This window comes from Marivirga tractuosa (assembly GCF_042140215.1).
Taxonomy (GTDB): domain Bacteria; phylum Bacteroidota; class Bacteroidia; order Cytophagales; family Cyclobacteriaceae; genus Marivirga; species Marivirga tractuosa_A.
Window position 1 is genome coordinate 2,167,022 of the sequence record NZ_CP159478.1, and the last position, 18,266, is coordinate 2,185,287.

The following is an 18,266-nucleotide window of genomic DNA, read 5'->3' on the forward strand; positions in this document are numbered from 1 at the left end:
GCTTTTCTAATATCTTTTAGTCTTTAATCTGTCAGTCCTAAAACTTACGACTTAAAACCTAAAACTTATTACTCCAAAAAATTATTTCCTTCTTCCACCAGAGCCCGCTTTCACTCTAGCTCTTCCACCAGATTTTCTGTCACCACCAGCACTAGGGCGCTTCTTGAAACCGCTTCCTCTTTTCTTATCTGGTCTGTCAGATCTATCTGATCTATTGGATGTTCTTGGCTCACCGCCCATTTTTGGTTCGGCTACCACTTTACGTCCGTCAAATTCACTAACGTTCAATGCGCCTAAAATCGTTTGTTCATGCTGACTTTCTACTTCCATAAATGTAAAGCTTCTTTGAACATCAATTTTACCGAATTCAATTCCATTTGGAACACTTTGTAAACCATTGATCCAACCTAGTAGAGTTCCAGCATTCAAATTATCCTTTTCACCTATGTTCAAGAATAATTTAGTGAAATCTCCACCTTTTTTTCCTCTATCATTTCTTTCGCCTCTGTTTGAATCTCTGTCTCTTCCAGCCTTAGCATTCTGATTTAAGTCAGCAGAGTTTTTGTAGTAATCCAAAAACTTATTGAATTCCAATGAAACGAATTTCTTGATTAAGTCTTCACGGCTTAAATCTTCAAATTCAGCAGCTATATTATTGATAAATGGCTCGATTTGTTTTTCATCAACCTCTGAAGCTTTTACTTTTTCAATAAAAGCCATCAATTGCTTTTCAATTACGGCATCACCGGCAGGAACTTCCGCTTTAGTGAAAGTTTTACCTAAAATTCTCTCTAATTGCTTGATTTTATTGATATCTCTTGGGCCAATAATCGCCATTGAAATACCTGCTTTACCAGCACGGCCTGTACGACCACTACGGTGCGTATAAGTTTCCAAATCATCTGGAATATTGTAGTTGATTACGTGGGTAATTTCATTTACATCCAAACCTCTAGCTGCAACATCAGTTGCAACCAACATTTGTAAATTCTTTTTTCTGTAACGACCCATTACCGCATCTCTTTGCGCTTGTGATAAATCACCGTGCAAACAATCTGCATTATAACCATCAGCCATTAATTGATCAGAAATTTCTTGTGTTTCTCTCTTAGTTCTACAGAAAATGATGGCATAAATATCAGGATTGATATCAGCAATTCTCTTTAAAGCTAAGTATTTATCTCTTCCGTTTACCACGAAGTAGAAATGCTCTACTTTATCAGCACCTTGATTTCTTTTTCCTGAAGATATTTCCTCAGGATTGTTCATATAGTTATTAGAAATCCTTAATACCTCTTTCGACATAGTCGCAGAGAATAGTAAAGTCTGTCTTTGGTCAGGCGTATGAGATAAGATAAAATCTAAATCATCTTTAAAGCCCATATTTAACATTTCATCGGCTTCATCCAGCACTACCCATTCAATGTCTTCTAATTTTAATTTCTTTCTTTTGATCAAATCCACTACACGACCAGGCGTACCTACCACAATCTGAGCTCCTTTATTCAAGGCTTTGATTTGCGTTTCTATACTTGCACCACCATAAACAGGGACTACATCTAATTTTTTAGAATATTTAGTGTAAGAGTTAAAATCATTTGCAATTTGAATTGCCAATTCTCTAGTTGGACACAATACTAATGATTGCGTTTTTTTGGAATCGCTATCAATTTGATTGATAACAGGTAATCCAAAAGCAGCTGTTTTACCAGAACCCGTTTGAGCTAAGGCAATTAAATCTTGCTTAGTGTTTAATAAATGTGGAATAGTTTTTTGCTGAATAGCAGTTGGCTCCACAAAGCCAATTTCTAAAATTGCTTTTAGGATGTCAGGCTTCAGGCCTAATTCTTCAAATGTTAACATGTGTTGTTTTAAAATTTAATACAATATCAGGGATATGTTGTGACATGACTGCTAAGCAGCCTATTGCATTAAGCGACTCTCGATTATTCCCTGGCTTAACCCAAGCCATTTTCGAACCTTTCGAGTAGCCTAGGATTGTAATTGTTGCACAAATGTATAAATACTTTTTTGATAAATCACTATAGTTCGAAAAATAACCAAATAATATTTTGTGAAATTTAAAATATTTCAATCTAAAAAGTTATTTGTTTTATGTGATATCTATCACTTAAATACTTTGTAGCTGCTAATTTTATATTAACCTTTGTCTTAAATAATTAGATAAAGAATTTCAATGAGGTATTTAATATTAACATTTTTTTTATGCTTTTCACATCTTGGGTTTACTCAAATCTTAAATCTACAAAACTCAAAAATTGAAAAAGACAGTAGTTTGATCAAAGGAAATGTGACAGCTAGTTTTTCAATGTATAATAGAAGTGCAGCCGCAAATGAACCAGTAGAATTTTTTGGCTACAATTTAAAATCTAGTATTGCTTTATTTCTTAAGAATTCACGACTCGCTTTTATCAACGATTTTTCTTACTTAAGGGTTAATGAAGATCCTTTCCTTAATACAGGTTTTCAGCATTTACGCTTCAGCATGTTTGAAGATAGGAGAGTCCATCCGGAAGCTTTTGTACAATTTCAGTATGATAATTTTAGAGGGTTGTTTCCGCGCTGGATTACTGGTGTAGGGCTCAGACATGATTTAGTTAAAACGGAAGATTTTAGCTTCTTTTTTAGCCCTGGAATTATGTGGGAATATGAAGCATGGATGATCCCGGGAAGTGAGGAACAAGTCAAAGTTAGCTTTTTGAAATCTACAAATTATATCGGTTTTAGATGGGATGTAAATGACTATCTTGATATTAATACCATTAACTATTATCAAACTACTTATGATAGTAATGCCGAACTTTGGAGAAATCGTTATAGCATTGAAATCAATGTCAATTCTAAAATCACAGAGCGATTAGGCATTAATAATAGTTTTACTTTATCCTATGAAGATGAACCTATAGTACCCATAACGCAAACAATTTATAACTTTACCGCAGGTATTAATTATAAGTTTTAGTGAAATTTCTTATTATAAAGAAACAATAGAAAATAGCCGATATATTCAATCCATAAAAGAAGATGATATTTAATAATTTAAAATCCTTTATCAGAAAAGGAGGGTCAGTGCCTATGCTCATCTTTTATTTTGGATTTTTATTTTTAAGCCTTTGTGCTAGTAAAGTAAATGCTCAAGAGCAATATATTCAGCGCAATTATTTAAATTACTACATCCGTGGTGGGCTAAGTTTGCAATTTGGTTCTCATCAAAATAGGGTAGGATTAAATATCTCCACTTCCCTAGGACAATCATATGCTAATATTACACTTCGATTTGATCTTCTTTATACCCTCAAAGATTTAGGTTATTATGAAAAGTCATTTCAGCATATAGCAGGCTTAAAGCTTTCAACTGCTTTTCAGGAAAAGTCTATGGATAATTATCGCCCTTTTGCTAATTCACCTTTTAGTAATGACTTTTTTTATGAGATCCATTATTTCTATCGCTACTATTTTAATAAATGGAATACCAATCAACCTACTGGTGAAATAGGTCTAAATTTTGGTCATTTTTTTCTGCAGCACGAGAATGATTTATTGGCTGCAAAATCAGTCGATAGATTTAGGACAGCTGCAATGCGAATTGGGTATCAGGATTCAGTTCAGAGTATTGCTACATCATTTATTTTCTGGACAGGTAATAAGGATGATCCTAATACAAAAAGAATTAATTCCTCTGATTTTTCTCGATACGGCTATTTCGATTTAAGTGATACACCTTTCGGGAAATACTCTCATGGAATTTTAGCAATTGATTATACTCGACAATTGCCTTTTGCCAATCAAATAAGATTTTCAACTGGTTATGATCATGAAAAAATCAGAAATGCAATTCAGAATAAATTTATGCACGATTTACCAATATGGCCCAAAAAATGGAATACTGCAAAAAGCCGTCATGTTCCTATGGTGGATCAGGATGGTAATGCATTTCTCTATAAAGAAAATCAAAAGTTACGTGAAGGGAAGTTTTATTGGGGTGTTTTTCTAAATAGCCCTAATTTTTATTAACCATACCATTAATTTACCAATCCTGTAAAATTAAAATTGCCCTATTCAAAAGGCTGGTAAATTGATTATATTGTAGGTTTATTGATTTAAACACCAAAACATTATACTATGAAAAGAATATTTTACTTACTGATTTTAGGCCTTTGGGCATGTGAGGATAAACCAGAAACAAAAATTGATACATGGTTTCCGTATGATGAAAGTGCAATTATAGAAGAAAATGCTGAGCACGAATCAGAATACATGCGATATAAATTGATTCAATCAAAAGTGAGCGATAGAAACGATTTATGGAAGCAAATTGAGCCTCAGATAAGTGATTTTACAGCTGAGGATTATGAGCGTTTGAAACCACTTATTTTGGAACAAGATATGATGAGCATGCAAAATGCTATCTCGGAAGATAAACTGAGCTATAAAGAATTAACACAATGGTATTTATATAGAATTGTCCTTTTTGAAAATGATAGTTTGAGCACTTTAAATAATATCATTTCTATTAACCCTACTGCCGTTGAAGAAGCAATTGCAAGAGATGAAAAGAAGTCAGACGAAAATCATCCAATCTATGGAATGCCTATTTTGTTGAAAGATAATATCAATTTCGAAGGGATTCCTACCACTGCAGGAGCAGCTGCTTTGCAAAATAATCAAACTGCTGATGCACATATTGTAAGTCGTTTGGAGAATAGCGGAGCCATAATATTAGGTAAATCTAGTTTAAGCGAATGGGCTAATTTTCTTTGTGATGGTTGTCCGAATGGATACAACGCCATTGGTGGGCAAACTTTAAATCCTTATGGAAGAGGGGAGTTTGATACAGGCGGTTCCAGTTCAGGTAGTGGTTCTTCCATATCAGCAAATTATGCCGCTGGTGCAATTGGAACTGAAACTTCGGGTTCAATTCTTTCTCCTTCAAGCTCTAATTCTATTGTAGGATTGAAGCCAACTGTCGGTTTATTGAGTAGGGGAGGTATTGTTCCTATTTCAAGTACATTGGATACACCTGGTCCTATGACAAAGAGTGTAATGGATAATGCCATAATGCTTTCAGCCTTGACAGGTGAAGACAGTGAAGATAAAGTCACTATTGGAAATTCCCCAGATAAGAAATACTGGAAATCATTAGAAGAAAGTAACCTAGAAGGTATGCGATTGGGTGTAATGAAAGGATTTTTGGAGGATTCTTTATATAAAGTCAATATTAAACATCTGGAGGAATTAGGTGCAGAAATAGTTGAAGTAGAAGCTCCAGAAGTAGATTTATCTGGTTTTCTTACTTTATTAAATTTAGATATGAAAGCAGATCTACCGCACTACTTTAAGAATTATGCTGGCCCAAGTGTTGAATTGCGTTCAGTTCAGGATGTAATTCAATTTAATTTAGAGGATTCAGCTACTAGAATCCCTTATGGTCAAGCCAGATTTGAAGGTATAATAAATGATACCACTTCAGCAGTGGAATTTGACAGTTTGAAAACTCGATTAATGAGTGAGGGAAGAAGATATTTTGAAACGATGATGACTGAAAATGATTTGGATGCGGTGTTGTCCATCAACAACTGGAGTGCAGGTTATGCAGCAGTGGCTCATCATCCGGCTTTGACTGTCCCTATGGGGTATGAGAAAAACGGTCAGCCAAAAGGTATGACATTCATTGCAGAGCCTTATTCAGAGGAAAAATTATTGAAGATTGCTTTTGCTTTTGAAAAGGAAACTAAAGCGAGGGAGATTCCTGCTGATTATCAGTAAACTTTGAGTTGAAAAATTTTTATAAATAAAAATGGTCGGTGATTTGCCGACCATTTTTTTGTTTTAATATTCTGTCTGATTACTTAACTATTTTTTCATATAACCTATATATAAGGCTCTCTATTTAAATATGAAAAAAAGTCAATCCTGTATATTTGAAGCTAACCTTTGAACCAAAAGCTTTGCACAAATATTACTAGACTAATGATGTTTTAGCTTAGGTACTTTTAGTTTTATTGATTTTTTATGTTTTCTAAATCAATATCATAAATACCATATCTTCTTTTTAATTCCATACTACCTAATATATCCCTAGAAGGTATTTCTTTATAGCTGATTTTTCTGCTTACCTCATCAGATCCTGCTAAATAAATTAATGCTTCTCTCAGTAGTTTTTCATTTACATCTCCTAATTCAAGTTTAATAAGCGAGTTATCTCTTAAAGGAATATCAGGATAAAAACCTAAATCATAATCTGATTGATTTAAGCTATTAAATGATTTTGTAATGATGGGCTGCATTCCCCAATTATTATCTGGATTATCTTCTTCAAAAAAGCTTGTTGAACCAACATTTTTACCAACAGTTGTATCACCTATAATGAAGGTTTCCATAAAAGGATCTAGCCCGTTAATTAAAAGCTCAGAAGCTGATGCAGTTCTAGAAGAGGTTAATACCGTTAATTGAGGACTTTGTAAATTGTTTCCAATATTTTCAGCCTTAGTGACAAACCTTCTGTTTAAGGATTCTTCACCATATTCGTCAATGTAAGCTTGTTTTAAGCCTTCATTATAATCTCTTTTCACGAATATGTCCTGATCGGAAATATTGGAACCAATCAAACTAGCGAGGTTAATTGTAGCTCTTTCAGCTCCTCCGCTATTATACCTCAAATCTAAAACTAAATGGTCGATTCCTTCTGCTTTGAACCCTTCAAAAATTTGATCCATTTCTTCAGCATACTTTGCACTGTCAGAATCAATTCCCACTGAGAATAAATTGTAAACATAATACCCGATTTTTTTACCATTTCGGGAATAGACCGTATCTAAATGATTTGGATTTTCTGCAAATTGGATGGCGCTTAATTCAAAATCACCAATTTCATCAAATACTTCAGATTCAAAGTTGTATCTTCTAATTGTTAGTTTATGATTGTCGCTGATGTTACCCAACAAACTGTTATAATTATCTATTGTTAAGTTAGTCCCGTTAATCGCTGTAAATAAATCACCTCTTTTTAGTCCAGTATCTTCTGCAGGGGAACCTTTTTTTACATATGCTATCTGGCCAATCACTCCGTTTTCATTATCCTGATCTCGATAAAGAACAAATTCATATCCTGATTCTAAAGTAATTCCTTGCAATGAATTGAGTAATTCTCGAAAATTGGGTTGTATCCAAGAGAAACGGTCATTATTAGAGATTAAGCTATAGAAATAATCTTCTGGATCTTCTCCATTTATATTTTTATCAGGTAGGTCATTAGTCCAATAATAGTAAAGATTCATATTATCATAAATCCAATTATTTACATATTCATTGGTGCCATTTTCAAAAGTTTCTGGTTCCGGTTCTTCATCCTTACATGAAGAGAATATGATTATGCTGAAAAGTAAAAAATATGAAAGTGTCTTTTTCATTGTAATAAATGTTTTGGCTTATGATTTATATAAGTTTTAAATCTCTAATTTAAATAAAAAGTTCCTTTTATTGTATAATAAGAGTTTGCAATTAGTTTGAAATTATCTGCATTATGGATGGCATTGAAATAACCACCTCTTGGGCTTAATTGCCGAGATTCTAATTTTGATTTCCCTAATTGACTTGCCCAGAAATCTACTAAGATAGCTTGAGTAGAACCTGTTGCATGATCTTCCAATTGTTGCACATGCGGAACCAAAGTTCTACATACGAAATCATCCTGTTGAGAAGAAGGAGCAGTAACAGAGTATCCGAAGACATTTATTTTCCTTAAAGCACTAAAATCAGGCTTCATATTGGCTAGGCTTTCTTCATTTTCTAAGAGCACTATCTGTTTATTATCTGTAGTATAATATCCCACTATTTTTTGTCCCAGTGCACTTTCCAATCCTTCAGGCGGATTTTTAATATTGCTTCTTTTAATGTTGTCAAGTATAATATAATGCTGATTTTCGGGATTTTTTCCTGCTTCAATTATTGTTGTATTCTTTTTCAATTTGAAACCAGTTATATCTGGAAAAGTATCAGATAAAAATACAGAAGCTGCCATAGCACCATGTCCGCATAAACCAATTTCTGCATCAGGAGCAAACCATCTTATTAGAAATTCATCTTCTTTTTCTGTTTTCCAAAGGAAGGTAGTGGCGGGTTGATGGAGTTCAGCAGCTATCGATTGTAATTTTTCATCTGGTAAATCTCTATCAAGTAAAATTACAGCGGATGGATTCCCTAATGCCTTGATTTTTGAGTTTGAAAATACGTTGATAATAGCAAATGGAAATTCTGAAGACATAATGTTTATTTTAAAGTAAAATTACCAATAAGAAAAGTATTGCCAGTAAAATGGCAATCCATTTTAAATTGTTTTGATAACTCCTTCTAGGGAATTCATACTGACAAATAGGGCAAATTTGAGCATCTTTTTCAATCATCATGGCGCAAGAAGGGCATTCTTTTTTCATTTTTTAATATTCAATTCTATAATTCATGCTATTTAATGCATCTACTATTGAATTTCAAAAAAATAGGCGGCTAAATATTCAAAAGATAATGTTGAATACGCTTGTAAATATTGAATATATTTTCTACATTCATATCAACGAGTAGGGAGGATTTTTCTCCCAAACGTTATAAAGAGGCAGGATTAATGACGAAATACCGTCATTATCACCCCAAAGGCGAGTTAAAGCTCGCCTTTTGGTATTTACGGGGTAGTAATTTCTAGAGCTTTTGTCACTCTTTTTTTTCGGAATCATCTTCCTTATCCTTTTTCTTATCTTTTTTGGGTTCTTCGGGAGGGCTATCAAGGATATTACCATATTGGTCTACATAAGCAATCATGTCATCCAAGTCTCCACCCTTGGATTGTTCTTTGCGCAATTCTTTCTTCTCTTGTTTCTCTTCTTTTTTCTTCATGCGCTTTTTCTCTTTTTGTTTCTTGATAAAGCTATTTTGTGATCTTGCCATAAAGTAGGGTTTAAATTAGTAGTGTAAGACAAGTATTTTACTTGAATGTAAAAATCCCTTTTGAGAGGGGCTCAAAGGAGAATAACCATGGGAAGGTATCTGAAAAGATAAGTACAAATGGCCAAACTTGCTTTGAAAGACAACAAAGCTACCAAAAAGCATTCAAAATAACTATTATTTGAAAAGATCTGATAACTTATATTCTTGTATTGTTAAGTGATAAGTTATACTTTTGGTTCAATTTTAAAGGAAAAAATTTGAAGAGAGCCCAGACTATAGAAGAAGAATTAGCTAATAGCCTTACGCACGGATTTGGGATTTTATTTAGTGTGGTGGCAATATCACTACTTATCACATTCTCTGTTTTGGAAGGGAGTGTTCTGCATATTATCAGCAGTAGCTTTTTTGGTGGAGCATTTTTGTTGATGTATACCTTTTCAACCCTTTACCATGCCATACAACATCAAAAAACTAAATCAATTCTCAGGATTTTTGACCATATCAGTATCTATTTTTTGATAGCAGGAACTTATACTCCTTTTTTAATTTTAGGAATTGGAGGTACTATGGGCTGGCTTATGTTTGGTATTGTTTGGGGGATAGCCGTTTTTGGAACTGTGTTTAAAATATTTTTCACCCATCGTTTTCCAAAGCTATCACTCTTTCTTTATCTTGGAATGGGTTGGATAGCAGTCTTTATTGCTAAACCCTTATATGAAGAATTGTCCACTACAGTACTTCTGCTTTTAATTGGGGGTGGTTTAAGCTATACACTTGGTACTATTTTTTATACCAATCATAAAATGCATTATGCTCATTCCATTTGGCATATTTTTGTACTGATTGGCACTATTACACATTTTATAGCAGTGATGTATTTATTATAAAATTAGAAATCAGATTCTCTGATGTTTAATAATTTTTTTATAGCTTCCATGGTTTTGGTTTCCATGTCATGAATAAAACCATCTGCCATAATTACTTCTTGTAAATCATTCATGATTCTATTAGCATTAATTCTATCATTTCTATAATGCAGGTAATTATGGTATATAATATGATTGATATCAGAATCAGATAACTCTTCATATTCATCTTTCAATGCCACGAATTTTGAGCGGAGTTGATCCATATCTTCTATATCAGGAAAATAATCTTCCATCTTTGAGAGGATCACTTCAATTTCAGAACCTTTAAGGCTGTAATCTGAACTTCCTACATGAATCAGTAGAAATAAAATAAAGCTTTCGTAATTCTTAAAAATATGATGCTTGTCCATTTCTTAGTATGTTTATTGTAAAGCTATACTTTTTTGAAATAAAAAAACAAAAAAGGCTTTGTCAATCGACAAAGCCTTACTTTTCTTCTTTGAATATGGGAGAATTACATCATTCCACCCATTCCGCCCATGCCGCCTGGCATTCCGCCACCTTGCATTCCGCCACCAGCATCTTCTTCCTCTTCGTCTGCTACTACACATTCGGTAGTTAACAACAATCCTGAGATAGAAGCCGCATTCTCTAGGGCTAAACGTGTTACTTTAGTTGGGTCAATAACACCTACTTTGAATAAATTCTCAAATTTACCAGTTCGTGCATTATATCCATAATCATCTTTTCCTTCTAATACTTTGTTGATGATTACAGAACCTTCTTGACCTGCATTTTCAACAATAGTTCTTAAAGGAGACTCAAGAGCTAATCTGATGATGTTTACACCAGTTTCTTGATCTTCGTTTTCAACATCTACTTTATCCAAAGCTTTGATAGCTCTTAATAAAGCAATACCACCACCGGCAACAATTCCTTCTTGAACTGCAGCTCTTGTAGCATGTAAAGCATCATCAACTCTATCTTTCTTCTCTTTCATTTCTACTTCCGTAGCAGCACCTATGTAAAGAATAGCTACACCGCCAGACAATTTAGCCAAACGCTCTTGTAATTTTTCTTTGTCATAATCAGAAGTAGTGTTCTCCATTTGAGATTTGATTTGACTCACTCTCGCTTGGATATCTTCTTTTTTACCAGCACCATTAACAATAGTAGTATTGTCTTTGTCGATAGTGATTTTCTCAGCAGTACCTAAATACTCTAAAGTAGCACCATCTAATTTGTAGCCTCTTTCTTCAGAAATAACAGTACCACCAGTTAAGATAGCGATGTCTTCTAACATTGCTTTTCTTCTGTCACCAAAGCCTGGAGCTTTAACAGCAGCAATTTTTAAAGAACCTCTGATTTTGTTTACCACTAAAGTAGCTAAAGCTTCACCTTCTACTTCTTCAGAGATAATCAATAAAGGCTTACCTGTTTGAGAAACTGCTTCTAAGATTGGAAGCAATTCTTTCATACTGCCAATTTTCTTATCGTAAATTAAAACATAAGGATTGTCTAATTCAGCTTCCATTTTCTCCGTGTTGGTCACGAAATATGGAGACTGATATCCTCTGTCAAACTGCATACCTTCTACAGTTTTTACTTCAGTTTCAGTACCTCTAGCTTCTTCAACAGTGATTACACCGTCTTTTCCAACTTTGTCCATTGCTTCGGCAATCATTTTACCGATAGTAGCATCGTTGTTAGCAGAAATAGTACCTACTTGCTCAATTTCGTTGCTGTTAGAAATGTCTTTAGACTGTTTTTTCAAGTCTGCAACAACTAATTTCACTGCTTTTTCAATACCTCTTTTCAAGTCCATTGGATTAGCACCAGCAGTTACGTTTTTCAAACCGTGTCTGAAAATAGACTGGGCTAAAACGGTTGCAGTTGTAGTACCGTCACCCGCTTCATCAGCAGTTTTAGAAGCAACTTCTTTCACAAGCTGAGCGCCCATGTTTTCAATTGCATCTTTTAATTCGATTTCTTTCGCTACAGAAACACCATCTTTGGTAACAGTAGGAGCACCGAATTTTTTATCGATGATAACGTTTCTACCTTTTGGTCCTAAGGTTACTTTTACTGCGTTTGCTAATTTGTCAACGCCTTTTCTTAAGCCGTCTCTAGCTTTTAGGTCAAATGAAATATCCTTTGCCATAGTTATATAATGTTTTAGTTAATTTTTTAATTAAATAGTACCGAAAATGTCGGAATTTCTCATGATTAAATACTCTTTACCTTCAAGTGTAAATTCTGTACCTGAATACTTGCCGTATAATACAGAATCACCAACCTTAACGGTTACGGGAGCATCATCTTTACCTGGTCCCACAGCAACGATTTTACCTTGTTGTGGTTTTTCCTTTGCAGTGTCAGGAATAATAATACCAGATGCTGTTTTTTCTTCTACAGGAGCTGGTTCTACTAGAACCCTATCCTCGTTTGGTTTAAATGATACGTTTGACATTTTAATATAATTTATGTTTTGATTTTTAATAATCTGCAATGCTGATTACATTAAATGTGCCACTTGTAAAAGCGTGTCAAAATTGCAGGTTTTTTGAGGTCGCTAATGTCATGTAAGATTATTGACATAATTGTTTGTGAACTTTTGACAGATTATGATTATATTTCTATGTCAGTTTAAGTAAAATTTAAATGAATATGGAAAAACTAGCAGATGATTGGATCACGAAAGGCACTTTAGATTTTGAATATAAAAAGTATATTTTATTAGCCTATTTACAGCATGTGGGCAAGTCTTTTGAACAACATAAGCTTTACCCTTCTTTTGCTGACTTGATTATGCATTATAAAAATGCTGCACAGCTAAAGGATGGAAAGCAAAAATTATGGAAGTCTTTTCCGAAAGAATTAACTCAACTGGATTTGAAGAATTTTAGAATGTTTTTTGAATCAAAAGTAGCAGAAGATAATCAGCTGAAAGAGCTGGAAGATATTGTTGATTTTGCGATGAATAAGTTAACAGGGCATATTGCTGTAGGCAAAAACATTTTTGATGAGGTAGAGAAACAATTGATTATTGAGCCAGTGGGTGTAAAAGCTTTAGAGGAGAATGAAGGGTTACTGTTAATCGATCCTCAATACGATCCTTTTTATCACATTTATCAGTACCGAATTTCAATCTTTGAAGCAGCAGAAGAAAAAGTGAGAGGGCTACAAACCGTTTTTATTGATAGAATTAAAAAGTCCATTGGGACAACATTGGAGCAATTGAAAATTCAAGTTTTGAAAAATATCAAACTGGTAAGTAATTATTCTGCATTTCGAGTGGTGGCATTGCAACCCTATCCTTATGAGGAAACACTTTTACCTATAGTTAAAAGAAGCTTTTCTGGTTACCTGGAAAATAATTATCAGTAATTATTTGAAATCAATCTATTTAATAAGGTTTAGTATATGAACTACCATTAAACATTTAGTTTCCCCATTAGCGTATTTCTGATTAGTTAATTTGAAATGGTTTATATAATTTCAATTGTGATTGGATTTGATTTTTGGCATAAACCTCAGGTTCAAAATTGAAATCCATAATTTTAACCTAAAACTAATCATTATGAAAAAATTATTATTCCTATTTCTGCTGATATCAGTCAGCTGGAATTTAAAAGCCCAAGAAAATTTAGATTACCAGAAGCCTCCTAAGGAAATATTAGAGTTAGTGGATGCTCCTTTAGCTCCTTCCGTTTTGATCGATAAAAAGGGAGAAAATGTAGTTTTACTTTACAGAGACCCTTATAAATCAATAGCGGAACTTTCAGAAGAAGAATTGAGGCTTGGAGGTTTGCGTATAAATCCAAAAACTAATATTGGGAGCAGAACACGCTATTACAATGATATTAAAACCAAAAAAGCTTTAAAGGATAAAATTACAGAAGTCGAAGGCTTGCCTGAAAACCCTAGATTGGCAAATTTTAATTGGTCACCCGACCAAAAAATGATTGCATTTACTCATACAACATTAACTGGTGTTGAGATTTGGGTTTTAAATATCAATGAAAGTAAAGCAAATCGATTGATGGAAGGCATTGCAAATGCCAATATGGGAAATCCTATAGAGTGGAAAAAGGATAATTCTGGACTTTTAGTCAATGTATTGCCTGATGATAGAAAAGAATTGATTGATACTGATGAAGCTATACCAAGTGGCCCTGTGGTTTCTGTTAGTGATGGAGAAAAAGCTCAGAACAGGACTTACCAAGATTTATTGAGCAACCCAAATGATGAATTCAACTTTCAGCAATTGGCTTTGTCCAAAATTGTTTCTTTGGATTTGAATGGTAATGCTACTGATTTCTTGCCTGCTGCGATGTATTCTAATATTTCTATTTCCCCAAATGGAGAATATGTAATGGTAAGCAAGATTAAAACGCCATTTTCTTATATAGTGCCTTACTACAGATTTCCCAATGAAACTAATGTGTTTGATTTGGACGGGAACTTGATAAGTCAGGTCAATGATGTTCCATTACAGGAGGTTTTACCGAAAGGCTTTATGTCTGTTAGAACGGGCAGAAGAAGTATGAACTGGAGAAATGATAAGCCTGCAAGCTTGATTTATGCCAAAGCTTTAGATGAAGGTGATCCTGAAAATGAAGTGGAATATAGAGATGAAGTTTACCAATTGGAAGCACCTTTTGAAGGTGACGGAAAGCCATTATTAAAGACAATCAATCGTTATCGATATATCCAATGGGGAAATCATGATATAGCAATTGCCCATGATTATTGGTGGAATACAAGAAATATGAAAGCTTATATCTTCAATCCATCGGATAGTGAGCAAGAGCCTGAAATCCTTTTTGATAGAAATTATCAAGATCAATATAATGATCCTGGTAGCTTTGTGACCACTAAAAATGAATTTAATGAGTACGTTCTGGAAATGGATGGTAATAGAGCCTTTTTAATGGGTGATGGTTATACTCCCGAAGGACAATTTCCATTTGTTGATGAGATTAATTTGAAAACCAAAAAGACAAATAGACTTTATAGGTCTGAATACACCGATAAACTAGAAAATTTATATTCTTCGGTTGATATGAAGAAAGGGACTATTTTGGTAAGGATAGAGTCCCAAACAGATTATCCAAATTATTACTTCCGGAATATCAGAAAGAAGAATGATTTAAAGCAAATTACATCTTTTGAGAATCCTTTTAAAAGCATGCAAAATGTGCATAAAGAAGTGATTAGCTATGAAAGAGAAGATGGACTTTCCTTGGATGGGACACTTTACTTACCAGTAGATTATGATAAGTCTAAGAAAGAGAAAAAGCCGATGATTTTATGGGCTTATCCTCGTGAATATAAGGACAAGAGCAGTGCAGGGCAAAACACCTCTAATCCAAATGAATTTATTTATCCATATTATGGAAGTCCGATTTATTGGGTAACGCAAGGTTATGTGGTGTTGGATGGTGCAGCTTTCCCAATAGTAGGAGAGGGTGAAGAAGAACCAAATGATACATTTAGAAAGCAATTGGTGGATAATGCCAAAGCCGCTATTGATGCAGTGGATGAAATGGGCTATATCGATAGAACCAGAGTAGCAGTGGGCGGTCATTCCTATGGAGCTTTTATGGTCGCTAATTTGCTTTCTCATTCTGATTTGTTTGCTGCTGGTATTGCTAGGAGTGGTGCTTACAATAGAACACTTACACCATTTGGCTTTCAAAGTGAAGAAAGATCTTACTGGGATTCACCAGAGACTTATTATAATATGTCTCCTTTCATGCATGCTGAAAAAATGAAAACGCCTTTATTATTAATTCATGGTCAGGCGGATAATAATTCAGGGACATATCCATTGCAAAGTGAGCGTTATTTCAATGCCTTAAAAGGATTAGGAGCTACAGCCAGATTAGTCATGTTACCTAAAGAAAGTCATGGCTACAGTGCTAAAGAAAGTATTTTGCATATGCTTTGGGAGCAGCATGAGTGGTTAGAGAAATATGTTAAAAATAAAGAAGAAGAGAAAACGGAATCCGAAAGTGGTAATTCCAAGTAAAGCTTGAATATGTTTTTAGATGATCAAAGCCTGTGGATTTTTTCTACAGGCTTTTTTTTGATTTGATTCCAACCTATTTGATGAAAATTAGGTCTTTAGTCTGTATTTATTCTTCTATCAACCCTTAAGCTCATAAAATGAAGAAATTATCTGTATTTCTAGCCTTATTACCTCTATTTTTAATATCAGTAAAGCCTCTTAAAGCCCAAGTTTATGCGGGTGGTGGTTTTGTTTATACCTCTCTTTCTGAGAGTGGATTAGATGATGTTACTGGTTTCGGGATTGATATTCAGAAAGAATTTACCTATAAAACATCAAAGTTGATTTTTATACCAACAGTGCATTTAAGTGTGTTGCACTCCAACGTTTTTCGGCAAACGAATCCTTTTTATGCAAATAATTTTATCTTCAGTCCAAGTATTGCTTATAAATTAGTGGAGGGCAATAGAATTTCAATTAGTCCTTTTGCTTCTCCTTTTGCAGGTTGGTTATTCGCTTATAGAGATTCAGACCTGTTTTTTGACGAAGGATATAGAAATGAAGCCATCTACGGGCTGGAATTTGGTTTAGAATTTAAGATAAAACTTTATGAGAATCTAGAATTTAAAATTAATCCAATAACGCTTCAATTAGGTGACAATAATTTTAGGCAAGGAATGATATCAATGCTTTTTAGATTATCTAATTAAAAATATATTCCACTTATATTTTGATTAAAAGAACAATAAGCCTACATTTGCAATCCAATTTTGACAAAGAACTAATCATGGCAGGAACAAGTCTTAAAAGAAAAGCAAGAAGAAACAGGGTAGTAGCAAAGAAGAGAGTGGATAGTATCCAAAAATTACAGCAACAGCCTGTTATCAAAAATGTTGATGTAGAAGCAATAAAAGCAGAATTCGCTAAAGCAGATAAGAAAAAACCTGCTGCTAAGAAAGAAGAAACTGCTAAAGCTGAAAAGAAAACTGAAGCTCCTAAGGCTGAGAAAAAAGAGGAAGCTACTAAAGCAAAAAAAGCAGCTCCAAAGAAGAAAGCAGCCCCTAAGAAAGAGGAAGCTAAAACTGAAGACAAGCCTAAGGCAACAAAAAAGAAAGAAGATAAGAAAGAGGATTAATACCTTTTCTTTTTGCAAATATAAAAAAATTAAGCGAACATCAGTTCGCTTTTTTTGTTTATACCAATCTAATCCATCGCTTTACTTATTTTCTCCATATGGCTAAAGTTATTTTAAAAGCTGTAAGTATTTCCAAATCATTTGATAAGCCTATTCTTTCAAAAGTAAATTTGAAAATTAAGCAAGGCGAAACGCATGTGGTAATGGGGAAGAGTGGCGAAGGCAAATCGACTTTGCTTAAAATTTTAGCCGGACTGACTGCTTCTGATAGTGGGGAAGTCATTTTTGAAGGAGAAGAACTAGATAATCCTGAGGAGGTGTTGGTTGCAGGTCATGAAGAACTAGCTTATGTGGCTCAAAATTTTAATCTACTGCACAACCGAACTGTTCTTGAAAATTTAAAGGATGCACTTTTAGCTTTTAAAGATGATTTTGCAGCGCAACAAATTAATCAACTGCTCCAGTTGATGCGCCTAGAAGAAGTGAAATCCCATAAGATTGAATTATTATCAGGAGGAGAAAAACAAAGATTGGCAATTGCTCGGGCATTGGCTACCCAACCGGCTGTTTTACTGCTCGATGAACCTTTTACACAGCTTGATTTTCCAACTCGCCAAATTTTGCTTGATGCCATTAAGGAAGTCAAAAATGAATTGGATACTAGCGTCATGCTTGTTAGTCATAACCTTTATGAAGCATTCTACCTCGCTGATATTATTCATATCCTTAAGAATGGCGATATTATTAAGAGCGATAAGCCAAAAGCCATTTATGAAAACCCTGAGTTTATCTCAGTTGCCAATATCTTAGGAGAAGTAAACCTTATTCCAAAAAGCACATTTGGGAAAGGACAGTCAAAATTACTAGGGATCTGGAGTGAAAATATTTTGATCGTTGCTGATAATGAATCAAAATATCGGCTAAATTTAAAGTTGACTGAAAAGCTGTTTATAGGTAATTACTATCGTTATCAGTTTCAATTATCTAAAGACCAATTACTAATTGTGAAATCAATTCAATCAGAATATAAAGTAGGGGAGAGCTACAATGTTGTTTTCCCTGAATCCCATCTATTCGAATTAAAAGAAGATAGATTTTAACCATATTTAACTACAAAGAAGGCGATATAACCACAAAGAGTACTGAGATTTTTCACCAAGTTTCACAAAGAGAAACCTTAGTTTTTTTTATAATTTACTTTTGTATATCTTATTGAAAACTCCCAATTCTGACTTTGATCTGATATTGTGTATCAATTTTTCAGATAAAAGCACTCGATTAGGTCAGTACC

At 33.9% G+C, this 18,266-nt stretch carries 17 protein-coding genes; 9 read left to right on the top strand and 8 right to left on the bottom strand.

Annotation, left to right across the window (positions count from 1 at the left end; translation table 11 throughout):
• Nucleotides 1-81: 81 nt before the first annotated feature.
• Nucleotides 82-1,863, bottom strand: a complete 1,782-nt coding sequence (locus ABWH96_RS09885; protein WP_375581288.1) for a DEAD/DEAH box helicase — start codon at nucleotides 1,861-1,863, stop codon at nucleotides 82-84.
• A gap of 334 nt (nucleotides 1,864-2,197) precedes the next feature.
• On the opposite strand from ABWH96_RS09885, the gene ABWH96_RS09890 reads away from it, so the two are divergent.
• The 3 genes from ABWH96_RS09890 to ABWH96_RS09900 all read left to right on the top strand — a co-directional run bounded on the left by ABWH96_RS09890 (nucleotide 2,198) and on the right by ABWH96_RS09900 (nucleotide 5,787).
• Complete coding sequence (locus tag ABWH96_RS09890) at nucleotides 2,198-2,983, top strand: DUF481 domain-containing protein (protein ID WP_375581289.1); 786 nt, start codon at nucleotides 2,198-2,200, stop codon at nucleotides 2,981-2,983.
• Between the two features lie 62 nt (nucleotides 2,984-3,045).
• Nucleotides 3,046-4,035: a polymorphic toxin type 23 domain-containing protein gene (locus ABWH96_RS09895; protein ID WP_375581290.1), complete on the top strand. Its 990-nt coding sequence runs from the start codon at nucleotides 3,046-3,048 to the stop codon at nucleotides 4,033-4,035.
• Nucleotides 4,036-4,143: 108 nt separating this feature from the next.
• Nucleotides 4,144-5,787, top strand: coding sequence for an amidase family protein (locus tag ABWH96_RS09900; protein WP_375581291.1), 1,644 nt, complete (start codon nucleotides 4,144-4,146; stop codon nucleotides 5,785-5,787).
• A 233-nt stretch (nucleotides 5,788-6,020) separates the two neighbouring features.
• On the opposite strand, the gene ABWH96_RS09905 is transcribed toward ABWH96_RS09900, so the two are convergent.
• The 4 genes from ABWH96_RS09905 to ABWH96_RS09920 form a co-directional block, all read right to left on the bottom strand.
• Complete coding sequence (locus ABWH96_RS09905; RefSeq protein WP_375581292.1) at nucleotides 6,021-7,430, bottom strand: S41 family peptidase; 1,410 nt, start codon at nucleotides 7,428-7,430, stop codon at nucleotides 6,021-6,023.
• Nucleotides 7,431-7,474: 44 nt separating this feature from the next.
• On the bottom strand, nucleotides 7,475-8,284 hold the full coding sequence (locus ABWH96_RS09910) for a PhzF family phenazine biosynthesis protein (RefSeq protein ID WP_375581293.1): 810 nt from the start codon (nucleotides 8,282-8,284) through the stop codon (nucleotides 7,475-7,477).
• A gap of 10 nt (nucleotides 8,285-8,294) precedes the next feature.
• Nucleotides 8,295-8,453, bottom strand: a complete 159-nt coding sequence (locus ABWH96_RS09915; protein ID WP_375581294.1) for a DUF2116 family Zn-ribbon domain-containing protein — start codon at nucleotides 8,451-8,453, stop codon at nucleotides 8,295-8,297.
• 271 nt (nucleotides 8,454-8,724) lie between these two features.
• Entirely contained in the window at nucleotides 8,725-8,958 is a 234-nt protein-coding gene (locus ABWH96_RS09920; RefSeq protein ID WP_375581295.1) for a cold-shock protein, read from the bottom strand.
• Between the two features lie 257 nt (nucleotides 8,959-9,215).
• Between ABWH96_RS09920 and ABWH96_RS09925 the strand changes: the two genes are divergently transcribed.
• Complete coding sequence (locus ABWH96_RS09925) at nucleotides 9,216-9,845, top strand: hemolysin III family protein (RefSeq protein WP_375581296.1); 630 nt, start codon at nucleotides 9,216-9,218, stop codon at nucleotides 9,843-9,845.
• Between the two features lie 2 nt (nucleotides 9,846-9,847).
• Here ABWH96_RS09925 and ABWH96_RS09930 read toward each other — a convergent pair whose 3' ends face one another.
• From ABWH96_RS09930 to groES, 3 genes are all read right to left on the bottom strand, one after another.
• Nucleotides 9,848-10,237 (bottom strand): TerB family tellurite resistance protein, encoded by a 390-nt coding sequence (locus ABWH96_RS09930; protein WP_375581297.1) that lies wholly within the window; start codon nucleotides 10,235-10,237, stop codon nucleotides 9,848-9,850.
• Between the two features lie 104 nt (nucleotides 10,238-10,341).
• Nucleotides 10,342-11,988: a chaperonin GroEL gene (gene groL / locus ABWH96_RS09935; protein ID WP_375581298.1), complete on the bottom strand. Its 1,647-nt coding sequence runs from the start codon at nucleotides 11,986-11,988 to the stop codon at nucleotides 10,342-10,344.
• Nucleotides 11,989-12,018: 30 nt separating this feature from the next.
• Entirely contained in the window at nucleotides 12,019-12,297 is a 279-nt protein-coding gene (groES, locus tag ABWH96_RS09940; RefSeq protein ID WP_308348381.1) for a co-chaperone GroES, read from the bottom strand.
• A gap of 197 nt (nucleotides 12,298-12,494) precedes the next feature.
• Between groES and ABWH96_RS09945 the strand changes: the two genes are divergently transcribed.
• The 5 genes from ABWH96_RS09945 (at nucleotide 12,495) to ABWH96_RS09965 (ending at nucleotide 18,075) form a co-directional block, all read left to right on the top strand.
• Nucleotides 12,495-13,214, top strand: a complete 720-nt coding sequence (locus tag ABWH96_RS09945) for a hypothetical protein (RefSeq protein ID WP_375581299.1) — start codon at nucleotides 12,495-12,497, stop codon at nucleotides 13,212-13,214.
• Between the two features lie 193 nt (nucleotides 13,215-13,407).
• Nucleotides 13,408-15,861: a prolyl oligopeptidase family serine peptidase gene (locus ABWH96_RS09950; protein ID WP_375581300.1), complete on the top strand. Its 2,454-nt coding sequence runs from the start codon at nucleotides 13,408-13,410 to the stop codon at nucleotides 15,859-15,861.
• Nucleotides 15,862-15,998: 137 nt separating this feature from the next.
• On the top strand, nucleotides 15,999-16,550 hold the full coding sequence (locus ABWH96_RS09955) for a hypothetical protein (protein ID WP_375581301.1): 552 nt from the start codon (nucleotides 15,999-16,001) through the stop codon (nucleotides 16,548-16,550).
• Between the two features lie 77 nt (nucleotides 16,551-16,627).
• Nucleotides 16,628-16,975 (top strand): hypothetical protein, encoded by a 348-nt coding sequence (locus tag ABWH96_RS09960; protein ID WP_375581302.1) that lies wholly within the window; start codon nucleotides 16,628-16,630, stop codon nucleotides 16,973-16,975.
• A gap of 98 nt (nucleotides 16,976-17,073) precedes the next feature.
• Complete coding sequence (locus ABWH96_RS09965; protein ID WP_375581303.1) at nucleotides 17,074-18,075, top strand: ABC transporter ATP-binding protein; 1,002 nt, start codon at nucleotides 17,074-17,076, stop codon at nucleotides 18,073-18,075.
• The last annotated feature ends 191 nt before the right edge of the window (nucleotides 18,076-18,266 follow it).

Bases quoted from the DNA above. Each gene is read 5' to 3' on its own strand.
- ABWH96_RS09920 (WP_375581295.1), bottom strand. From the start codon at position 8,958: ATGGCAAGATCACAAAATAGCTTTATCAAGAAACAAAAAGAGAAAAAG.
- groES (WP_308348381.1), bottom strand. From the start codon at position 12,297: ATGTCAAACGTATCATTTAAACCAAACGAGGATAGGGTTCTAGTAGAA.
- groL (WP_375581298.1), bottom strand. From the start codon at position 11,988: ATGGCAAAGGATATTTCATTTGACCTAAAAGCTAGAGACGGCTTAAGA.
- ABWH96_RS09950 (WP_375581300.1), top strand. From the start codon at position 13,408: ATGAAAAAATTATTATTCCTATTTCTGCTGATATCAGTCAGCTGGAAT.
- ABWH96_RS09910 (WP_375581293.1), bottom strand. From the start codon at position 8,284: ATGTCTTCAGAATTTCCATTTGCTATTATCAACGTATTTTCAAACTCA.
- ABWH96_RS09965 (WP_375581303.1), top strand. From the start codon at position 17,074: ATGGCTAAAGTTATTTTAAAAGCTGTAAGTATTTCCAAATCATTTGAT.
- ABWH96_RS09905 (WP_375581292.1), bottom strand. From the start codon at position 7,430: ATGAAAAAGACACTTTCATATTTTTTACTTTTCAGCATAATCATATTC.
- ABWH96_RS09955 (WP_375581301.1), top strand. From the start codon at position 15,999: ATGAAGAAATTATCTGTATTTCTAGCCTTATTACCTCTATTTTTAATA.
- ABWH96_RS09885 (WP_375581288.1), bottom strand. From the start codon at position 1,863: ATGTTAACATTTGAAGAATTAGGCCTGAAGCCTGACATCCTAAAAGCA.
- ABWH96_RS09900 (WP_375581291.1), top strand. From the start codon at position 4,144: ATGAAAAGAATATTTTACTTACTGATTTTAGGCCTTTGGGCATGTGAG.
- ABWH96_RS09895 (WP_375581290.1), top strand. From the start codon at position 3,046: ATGATATTTAATAATTTAAAATCCTTTATCAGAAAAGGAGGGTCAGTG.
- ABWH96_RS09930 (WP_375581297.1), bottom strand. From the start codon at position 10,237: ATGGACAAGCATCATATTTTTAAGAATTACGAAAGCTTTATTTTATTT.
- ABWH96_RS09915 (WP_375581294.1), bottom strand. From the start codon at position 8,453: ATGAAAAAAGAATGCCCTTCTTGCGCCATGATGATTGAAAAAGATGCT.
- ABWH96_RS09945 (WP_375581299.1), top strand. From the start codon at position 12,495: ATGGAAAAACTAGCAGATGATTGGATCACGAAAGGCACTTTAGATTTT.
- ABWH96_RS09890 (WP_375581289.1), top strand. From the start codon at position 2,198: ATGAGGTATTTAATATTAACATTTTTTTTATGCTTTTCACATCTTGGG.
- ABWH96_RS09960 (WP_375581302.1), top strand. From the start codon at position 16,628: ATGGCAGGAACAAGTCTTAAAAGAAAAGCAAGAAGAAACAGGGTAGTA.